The sequence below is a fragment of the Streptomyces sp. NPDC048291 genome, from assembly GCF_043201715.1.
Classification (GTDB): Bacteria; Actinomycetota; Actinomycetes; order Streptomycetales; family Streptomycetaceae; genus Streptomyces.
Genome location: NZ_JBICZC010000018.1, coordinates 161,068 through 170,015 on the forward strand (window position 1 = coordinate 161,068; position 8,948 = coordinate 170,015).

The 8,948-nt window shown below is 73.9% G+C and carries 4 protein-coding genes; 1 reads left to right on the forward strand and 3 read right to left on the reverse strand.

Going from position 1 to position 8,948, the window contains the following annotated elements:
- Positions 1-2 precede the first annotated feature (2 nt).
- On the reverse strand, positions 3-2,861 hold the full coding sequence (locus ACGF5O_RS41475; RefSeq protein ID WP_393815112.1) for an ATP-binding protein: 2,859 nt from the start codon (positions 2,859-2,861) through the stop codon (positions 3-5).
- Positions 2,862-3,067: 206 nt separating this feature from the next.
- Here ACGF5O_RS41475 and ACGF5O_RS41480 point away from each other — a divergent pair, with 206 nt between their 5' ends.
- Positions 3,068-3,724 (forward strand): sigma-70 family RNA polymerase sigma factor, encoded by a 657-nt coding sequence (locus ACGF5O_RS41480; RefSeq protein ID WP_393815113.1) that lies wholly within the window; start codon positions 3,068-3,070, stop codon positions 3,722-3,724.
- A 655-nt stretch (positions 3,725-4,379) separates the two neighbouring features.
- Here ACGF5O_RS41480 and eccCa read toward each other — a convergent pair.
- Both eccCa and ACGF5O_RS41490 read right to left on the reverse strand, forming a co-directional pair.
- On the reverse strand, positions 4,380-8,393 hold the full coding sequence (eccCa, locus tag ACGF5O_RS41485) for a type VII secretion protein EccCa (RefSeq protein ID WP_393815114.1): 4,014 nt from the start codon (positions 8,391-8,393) through the stop codon (positions 4,380-4,382).
- A gap of 34 nt (positions 8,394-8,427) precedes the next feature.
- Positions 8,428-8,826: a YbaB/EbfC family nucleoid-associated protein gene (locus ACGF5O_RS41490; protein WP_393815115.1), complete on the reverse strand. Its 399-nt coding sequence runs from the start codon at positions 8,824-8,826 to the stop codon at positions 8,428-8,430.
- Positions 8,827-8,948 lie beyond the last annotated feature (122 nt).

The following is an 8,948-nucleotide window of genomic DNA, read 5'->3' on the forward strand; positions in this document are numbered from 1 at the left end:
CGTCAGCCGCGTGCCTCCGCTCGTCCGGGGCCGGAGCCGGGGTCCGCGGCGGCGCCGACCTCGCGCCGGGAACGTACCTGCAACTTGGTGAGGATGTGCGAGACATGGGTCTCCACGGTGCGCCGCGAGAGCAGCAGCCGGGTGGCGATGTCCGGGTTGGACAGGCCCTCGGCGACCAGGTCGGCGACGCGCCGTTCGGTCGCGGTCAGCGCCTCCCAGCCGAACGACGGCCGCACGTGCGGGGCCCGGCTGCCGGCCCGCACGCCCCAGGGGCGCAGCCGGGCGGCGGCCCGGCGGGCGTCCCAGTCCGCGCCCAGCTCGGCGCAGACCGCGAGGGCCTCGCCGAACGAGGCGCGGGCCGCGTCGAGTTCGCCGGACGCGGCCTGGACCACGGCGAGGTCCTCCAGGGCGTTGCCCAGATCCGGCTGCCGGTCGGCGCCCCGGTGGTAGCCGACGGCGGCGGTCAGCCGGGCCGGATCCTGGTCGAGCAGCCCGGCGCACCAGTCGGCGGCGGCCAGGGTCCGTGGCCGCGGCCTGCGGTCGGCGGCCTGCCGGGCGGCGATCCCGGCGGCGCTCGCGGTCTGCCGGTCCTCGGCGGCCAGCGCCAGCCGGACCAGGGCGGGCAGCCACTCCGGGTGGTTCCCCAGATCGTGTGCGTAGGTCTCGGCCATCAGCCCCATGAGCGCCTCGACGGCCTCGGGGAGCCGGCCCGCCCGTTCGGCGACCAGGCCGCGAGCGAGCAGCAGGTGTCCCGCGGCGACGGGTCCCTGCCCCGGAGCCCGGCCGCCGATCGGGGCGTCCAGGAACCCGGCCGCCTCCTCCCACTCTCCGCGGCGGGCGCTGATCAGCGCCTTCAGGCCCCGGCGGGCGAGCCGCCACAGCGGCGGGAGGTCGGTGACCTCGTCCAGCACCGCCAGCGCGTCGTCCCAGCGGCCGTGCTCGTAGTACCGCTCGGCCCCCTGTACGAGGGTCATCGACAGCCGGGTCGCGCCGACCCGTTCGGCGAGGGTACGGGCCCGGGTGAGCGCCTCCTCCGCCTCCTGGAGGCGGTCGACGCCGTCCAGGTCGGTGGCCCGCTTGCCGAGCAGGATGAGCCGCAGGTCGACGAGGTCCGGGTCGGTGCCGACCTCCGCCAGCGCCTCGTCGTTCAGGGCCAGCGCGCCGGCCTGGTCGCCGTGCCAGCTGCGGATGACGGAGGCGGCGTGCAGGGCGTATCCGACGGTGGTCGGGTCGCTCAGCTTCCGGCCCTCGTCCAGCGCCTCGGCCATCGCCAGCCGGGCCCGGCCGATCTGCCCGAGAAGTTGTCGGGCGAGCGCCACCAGGGCCAGCAGCCGGGCCCGCCAGACGGGGCCGATCCGGGGGTCGTTGGTGGCGGCGCGCCAGTTCTCGACGACGGCCTCGTAGCGTCCGGTGCGCATCCCGATGGTGCTGAGCAGCCATCTGACCCGGCCGAGCAGCTCGGGGTCGGCCGTCTGCCGCAGTACGGTGCGGGCCAGTTCCTCGGCACGGTCCAGGGGGCCCATGCGGAAGTAGAGCGCGGCCAGCCGGCCGGTGAGCACGGGCAGCCGCGGATCGTCCGGGCCCGCCTGGCGCACCGCGTGCTCCAGGAGTTCCGCGGCGGCGATCGGGGCTCGTACGACGAGACGCTCCGCGTTCTCCGCGAGCCACTCCCACTCGCGGTCCTCGGCCGTGTCCAGGACCGGGAGGATCAGCTCGGCCACCCGCTCCGCGGGGGCTCCGGAGGCCATCAGCTCCTGTGCGGCGCGCCGCAGGAACGCCGTGCGCAGGGCGGGCGGCATCGCCTCGTACAGCACCTCACGCAGCAGGCCGTGCCGGAACCGGAGGCGGGACCCGGCGGACTCCAGCACGGCGGCGCCGAGCGCCTCCTCCACCACGGCCAGCAGGGAGCCGGTGCCGCGGCCCACCGCCGCGGCCAGGTCCCGTACCGAGAACTCCGGCCCGAGCAACGACGCGGCGCGCAGTGCCTCCTGGGTGTCGGCGGAGAGGCCGGCCAGGCGGTCCGCGATCACGTCCCGCAGTTCGGTGAGTTTCTCCACGTCCCGGCCGGCCGACGTCAGCTCCACCCGGCCGTCCGTGGTCCGCAGGGCGCCGACGCGGGCGAGGGCGTCCAGCAACTCCCTTACGTAGAGCGGGTTTCCGGCGGCGGAGCGGAGCCGTTCGGCGAGCACCGGGCCGGGTTCGCCGTGCGCGAGCAGCCCGGTCAGCCGGGCGACCTCGGCCTCGGGCAGCCGGTCGAGCGAGATCAACTGCCCGCCCCGGGACCGCAGATCGCGGCGCAACGGCTCCAGCTCGGTGTTGCCCGGCACCGGTCGGCAGGTGCCGATGACGAGTAACGGCAGCTGGACGGAGGCCCGGCACAGCCGACGCCACATCAGCAGGCTCGCCTCGTCGGCCCAGTGCAGGTCCTCCACCGCCAGCACCAGCGGGCCTGTCGCACACAACCGGTCGACCAGCACGAGGAGTTGTTCGGTCGCCGCCACCACCGGGTCCCCGGCGAGCAGCCTCATCGTCCAGCCCGCCGCCTGCTGCGGCTGTTCCAGGGCGAGCGCCGCCTCCGCGCGACGGGGGTCGGACGAGCCGGGGTCGATCTCCAGGAGCCGGGTCATCACGGAGAGCGGCAGCCGCCGGCCCAGTTCGTCGCACTGCCCGGCCGACACCTCGCAGCCGACCTCGCGAGCCTTGGCCAGGGCGTGCGCAAGCAAAGTCGATTTACCGATGCCCGGCTCACCCTCGATCAGGAGACTCCCGCCGCGACCTGCAACGACATCGGAGACCAACCGGTCCAAAGTGGCCTGCTCCGCTTCCCGGCCGATCACCGGATGCAGCTGTTGCCCGAGCATGTTCATGACTCTAGAGCCTCTCTGTGAGATCCCACTCCGTTTCAGATGACGCCTGGGAAAACTGCGGCCTCGGTCACACGGCCGGCCCCGGCTCACTGAGTCGGCCGGTCCGCCGAGCCTCCGGGATCTCAGTGAGGCTCACGGATGTCTCCGTATCGGCGCTGCCGCAGGCTCGTTCCATCGGTCGGCAACAGATGGGGCAGCTCATGACGACGGCACTCGCACCCGAGGCACGGACTTCCGCACCGCAGACGTTCCCCGTCCCGGGGTCCGCGGAGGAGAAGATGCGGATGATCTACGACGTCAACAAGAACTCCCTGATGCGCAGCCTGCTCGGCTGGACCCAGGGTGACCGGCAGACGGCGGAGGACCTCGTCCAGGAGACCATGGTGCGCGCCTGGCGCAATCTGGACATCCTGCCCGACGACCCGCGGGCGGTGCGGCCGTGGCTGCTGACGGTGTCGCGGCGGCTGGCGATCGACATGCTGCGGGCCCGCTCGTCGCGACCCACCGAGGTGGAGGACGACCCGCTGGAGTCGATCCCGGTGGCGGGCGAGCCGCTGGAGCAGGTCCTCGACCGGCAGGTGCTGCGCACCGCGCTCGCCGGGCTGTCCGCCACGCACCGCGCGGTGCTGGCCCAGGTCTACTTCCTGCACCAGCCGGTCCGGCACGCGGCCGAGGTGCTCAACGTCCCCGAGGGCACGGTCAAGTCCCGTACCCACAACGCCCTGCGGGCGCTGCGCGAGGCACTGGGCGACCGCAACGGCGCGACCCTGCGCGCCCGGCACGGCCTCCCGGCCCAGGCCCAGCGGCATCCGGGCCGGCGCCCGGCCGCCGTACGGCCGTCCGTCGCCGCGCACTGACCGAGGACGCCGGAACGGCCCCCGCGCTGGCCCCTTCCGGCACCGCACTCCCCCGCCGCCGCCCGCGCGCGGACTCCCTCGGGACGGGAGCCTGCCTCCGGACCGCCGCCGGGACCAGCCGGGTCCCCTTCGCGCTCTCAGCGCCCTCCGCCCCGGCACCGCGCCGTCTTCGACAATCCCGGCCCCGCCGACGTGCCCGCGCCGCGCCTCCCGATGAGCGGGACGGGCGGCGCCGCCCGTACGGGCGAGTACCCCGTGTCGTGGAGAGAGCCCCCCCGGTGCTTCCCACCGGAGACGCAGCCCCGCGCCGTCGCACACCAGGCCCCCGCCGACCATGCCGGCGGGGGCCTTTCGCAATCCCCGCACCGCCGTGGCGCCTCTGCCTGACCCGCCCTCGGCGACCGAGAGGTCCGCTCCCCGCGGGGCGGCCCCGTGTGCCGGGGCCGGGGTGGGGGCGTTCGGTCGTCCGCGCCGTGCGGTGGTGTTCGCCGAACCGTGGAGCGGCAGGGCGAGTCCGGTCTGCCGTCGGACGGCCGGGGCCGTCGCGTGGGCTGGCATGCGGCGGAGCGTAGCGATCACCCGGGAGGCGGAGGTTCCGCGGAGATGGCGGAGATGAACGTTTCCCGCTTCCCCTCCGTCCCACCGGGGCCGCTCCTCAGACGTCCAGGGCGACCTGGACCAGGGTCGGCGGCGTGTGGCGGCCGACCAGGACGCCCCGGCCGGCCGGGCGCTGTGCCGCGCGCTCGCTGCCGAGCACCACGCCCTCCCGCGGGTCGCCGGACAGGACGAGGCCTGCGGTGCCCAACTCCTTCACCCGCGTGAGCAGTTGCTCGGACATCGAGCCGCGGGCGGTGCCGGCGACCCGGCGGGCCACCACCAGGTGCAGGCCGATCTCACGGGCCTGCGGCAGGAAGTCCATCAGCGGATTGAGCGGTGACGTACGGCCGTTGGCGACCAGGTCGTAGTCGTCGACCACCACGTAGAACTCCGGTCCTGTCCACCAGTCGCGCCTGCGCAGTTGCTCCATGGTCACGTTCGGTGGGGGCAGCCGCTCGGTGAGTTTGGCGACGACCTGCTCGATGTAGACCTGGGCCGCGTTGGCGTCGCCGATGTAGGCGCCGATGTACTCCTCGGCCACCGCGCCCATCAGGGCACGCCGGTAGTCGACGACGATGAAACGCGCGTCGACGGCGGAGCGCCGGGCCGCGAGACCCTTCATCCAGCCGCGCAGGAACGTGGACTTGCCGCAGCCGGCGTCGCCGAAGACCAGGAAGTGCGGGTCGGCGTTGGTGAGGTCCAGGCGGACCGGGGCCAGGTCGGCCTCGGCGATGCCGATCGGCACGCCCGGGGTGGTGTCGTCCTCCCGGATCCGGTCCGCCAGCTGGGCGGCGGTGAGGCGCTCGGGCAGCATCCGGATCGGCGGGGCCACCGGCCCGGACCAGGAGGCGGTGAGCTTGCCGATCGCCTCCTCCTGCGCCTCCGCGAGGCCGTCGGCGCTGTCCCTGCCGTCGAGGCGGGGCAGGGCGACCTGGAACTGGATGCCGGGCGGCGCCATGCCGCGGCCGGGGGCGGCGAGCCCGAAGGCGCGGGCCGCACGACGGTTGATCTCCGAATCGCCCGGGTCGTTGAGGCGCAGTTCCAGACGGGCCGAGATGGCGTCGCGCAGGGCGGTGCGGATGTCGGCCCAGCGGCCGGCGGCCAGCACCAGATGGACGGCGACACCGAGACCGCGGCCCGCGATGTCCAGGACGGCCGCTTCGACGCCCTCCATCTCACCGCGCACCGCACCCCAGTTGTCGATCAACAGGAAGACGTCGGCGGTGCGCATGTCCTTGGGCAGCCGGTCGGTGTTGCGCAGCCGGCGGAACTCGTCGGCGGAGTCGATGCCGAGGTGACGGAAGACCCGCTCGCGCTCGGCGATCAGCTGCCGGACCTCGGCCACCGCCCGCCGGGCCCGGGTCGGGTCGTGCCGGCCGGCCACCCCGCTGACGTGCGGGGCCCGTTCGAAGGGCTGGAGCGAACCGCCGCCGAAGTCCAGGCAGATGAACTGGGCCTCGGCCGGGGTGTGGGTGAGCATCGTGGAGAGCATCAGGGTGCGCAGGAAGGTGCTCTTGCCGGACTGCGGGGCGCCGACCACCGCGAGGTGTCCGGCCTTGGCGAAGTCCGGTACCAGCGGCTGCTGGAGCTGTTGCAGCGGTACGTCCAGGACGCCGACCGGGGTGCGCAGGGCCCCCTTGTGCGACCACCAGTCGGCGGTCATGCCCCGCTCCGGGCGGACCACGACCGGTCCGGTGAGGTCGTCCAGGGCCAGCGCGCCGGGCAGCGGGGGCAGCCACACCTGGTGGGCCAACTGGCCTGCCGTGCCCAGCCGTTCGACGATGACCTGCATCTCGCTGGGCCCCTCCAGCATGGGCCGCACCCGCTCGCGCTCCTCCTCCGGCTCCGCGTCGGGGTCGGGCGGCAGCCGCAGCGCGAAGTGCACGGGGTCGGTGGGCGGCGGTCCGGCGGCGAGGGCGCGCTGCTCGTCCGAGAGGTGGGTCCCGGAGACATGGGCGACGCGGAACCGCTCCAGGACCGTCTCGGCGACCTTGAGGTAGGCGGAGCCGGGGATCGGCGGCAGCCGGTAGGCGTCCGGGGTGCCGATGACGACCCGGGACTCGGCCGCCGAGAAGGTGCGCAGGCAGATCCGGTAGGAGAGGTTGGCCTCCAGGCCGCGCAGCCGCCCCTCCTCCAGGCGCTGGGTGGCGAGCAGCAGATGGATGCCCAGGGAGCGGCCGACCCGGCCGATCTGGACGAACAGCTCGATGAAATCGGGCCGGTTGGCGAGCAGTTCACCGAACTCGTCGACGATGACCAGTAGGTAGGGCAGCGGTTCCAGGGGGCGCCCGTCCGGGCCGGTGGCCCCGGCGGCCCGCCGCAGCTGGTACTCGCGGACGTTGTCGATGTTGCCGGCGTCGCGGAGCATCTTCTGCCGCCGCTGCTGTTCGCCGACGAGGGCGTCCTTGACCCGGTCGACCAGGGCGACCTCGTCCACCAGGTTGGTGATCAGGCCTGCCACGTGCGGGAGTTCGGTGACGCCCGCGAAGGTGGCGCCGCCCTTGAAGTCGACGAGGACCAGGCTGAGGAGTTCCGGCGAGTGGGTCATGGTCAGGCCGGTGACCAGGGTGCGCAGCAGCTCGCTCTTGCCGGAGCCGGTGGCGCCGACGACCAGACCGTGCGGGCCCATGCCGCCCTGCGCGGACTCCTTGAGGTCCAGGACGAGTTGCCGGCCGCCGCTGTCGAAGCCGATCGGCATGCGCAGCACCCCCTCGTCCTGCGCGTCGACCCACAGGGACTCGGGGCTGAAGTTCTCCAGGTCGGAGATGCCCAGCATGCTGGGCAGCGACATGGTCTGGGCGAGGATCTCCTCGCCCTCCGCGGAGAGCGCGAGCGGGGCCAGCGCCCGGGCGACGGCCTCGCACAACGGCAGTTCCGCGCGGGCCGCGACGGCCGACTCGACCGCGGAGCGGGCGTCGGCGCGGCGGCCCTCCACGGTGACGGCGCCGTGTGCGTCGAGACGTACCCGGACGTCGGCGCGGGTGGGTTCGTCGTTCTCGTGCTCCACCAGGCAGATGACGGTGATCGCGCTCTGCGGGCCGGCCGCCGCGAGGAGTTCGGCGGCGAGCGGCGAGCGGGCCCAGGCGGCCCGCGGCAGGTACCGGTCGAGGACGACGACCAGGCGGCGCCGGGTGTCCGGGCCCTCCCGCTCGGCGAGGGTCAGCCGGCGGGACGGCTGCTGGGCCGCCGCCTCCAGTGCCTGCTGGAGATGGTCGGCGATGCCTTCGAAGTCCTCGGCTACCAGCGGGACCACGCCGGCGTCCCCGGTGGTGTCGGGTTCATGGGTGTGCGGCAGCCACTTGGCCCAGTTCCAGTCCTCGCCGCCGGTCGCGACGGCGATGCCCACGTCGTCCGGCGCGTGCAGGACGGCGATCTGGCAGAGCAGGGCGCGCACGGCCTCGCGGGCCGCCTTGGGCGGCCCGAGGACGCTGACCACACCGGCCTTCGCCAGGTCCAGCACGGCGGGCTGGTCGCCGACCACGGACATCGAGTCGACCAGCCGGTCGGCCGCCGTCTTGGCGCGCGGGTCGTACTCCACGGTCGGGTCGTTGCGGGTGGACATCCGGATGGGCGTCGACAGCGGCGCGCTGCCCGAACCGACCGACACCTTCAGGAAGTCGGAGTCGGTCACCCGGCGCTCCCACACCCGACGGCGCTGGGACGCGATCGCCCACAGCCGGTGCGGCGAGGGGAACTGCCAGGCGGCGACGGCGCGTTGGCTCTCCGCCACCTGCCGGGCGGTGCGCCGCACCTCGACCAGGTGGTCCAGGTAGCGGTCGCGGGCGCGCAGCTTCTGCTTGCGGGCCTGTCCGCGCATCTGCATCCGCACGCCGACGGTGACGCCGATGGACAGCACGACGAACGCGATGCCCAGCAGCACCAGCATCCGGCGGCCACCGGACATCAGATAGGCGGCCATGCTGATGCTGGACAGCAACGGCATCAGCAGCATCAGCCAGCTGCCGTTGCCGTCCTTGCCGACCGGCTGCGGCGGCGCGGAGAGCACCACCGGGTCGGTGGGCAGCGGGGGCGGCACCACCCTGGCGGGCCGGTGGAAGATGACCCGGGACATCAGATCTCCTCGTCGGTCGGGCTCGCGGGCGCGGTCATCGCCGGGAACGGCGGTCGGGGAAGCGCGGTGCGACGGAGGCCCTCTTGTTCTCGGTCTTCTCGCCGTTCAGCCCGGCCAGGATGTCCTGGAGGCCGCCGGTGATGCCCGACACGGCCTGGGCGCGCTGCTCGGTGACGGTGTCGTGGGCGCTGTCGACGGCTTCGACGAGGAGCCGGACCAGCCGCTCCGGGTTGTCCGGGTCGATCACCGACGGGTCGATGCGCAGGTCCACGACCCGGCTCTCGGCCGAGACGGTCGCGCTGACCATGCCGTCCGAACTGTGGCCCGTGGCCTCGATGCTGTGCAGGTCGAGCTGTGCGTCCGCCACACTGCCCTGGATCCGCCGGGCCTGGTTGGCGAGCGCGGAGAAGTCGATCTGCTCGTACTCGGGCATGCGGGCATCTCCCTTCCTGGGGGCCGTAGTTCGCTGAGAGGTTCCGCTGCGAGGTTCCGCTGATGGGTTCCACTGACGGGTTCCACTCGGAGATACGGATCCGGGGCCGGATCGGGTCTGTG

Coding starts and splice junctions, on each gene's coding strand:
- ACGF5O_RS41490 (WP_393815115.1), bottom strand. CDS start 8,826: ATGCCCGAGTACGAGCAGATCGACTTCTCCGCGCTCGCCAACCAGGCC.
- ACGF5O_RS41475 (WP_393815112.1), bottom strand. CDS start 2,861: ATGCTCGGGCAACAGCTGCATCCGGTGATCGGCCGGGAAGCGGAGCAG.
- ACGF5O_RS41480 (WP_393815113.1), top strand. CDS start 3,068: ATGACGACGGCACTCGCACCCGAGGCACGGACTTCCGCACCGCAGACG.
- eccCa (WP_393815114.1), bottom strand. CDS start 8,393: ATGTCCCGGGTCATCTTCCACCGGCCCGCCAGGGTGGTGCCGCCCCCG.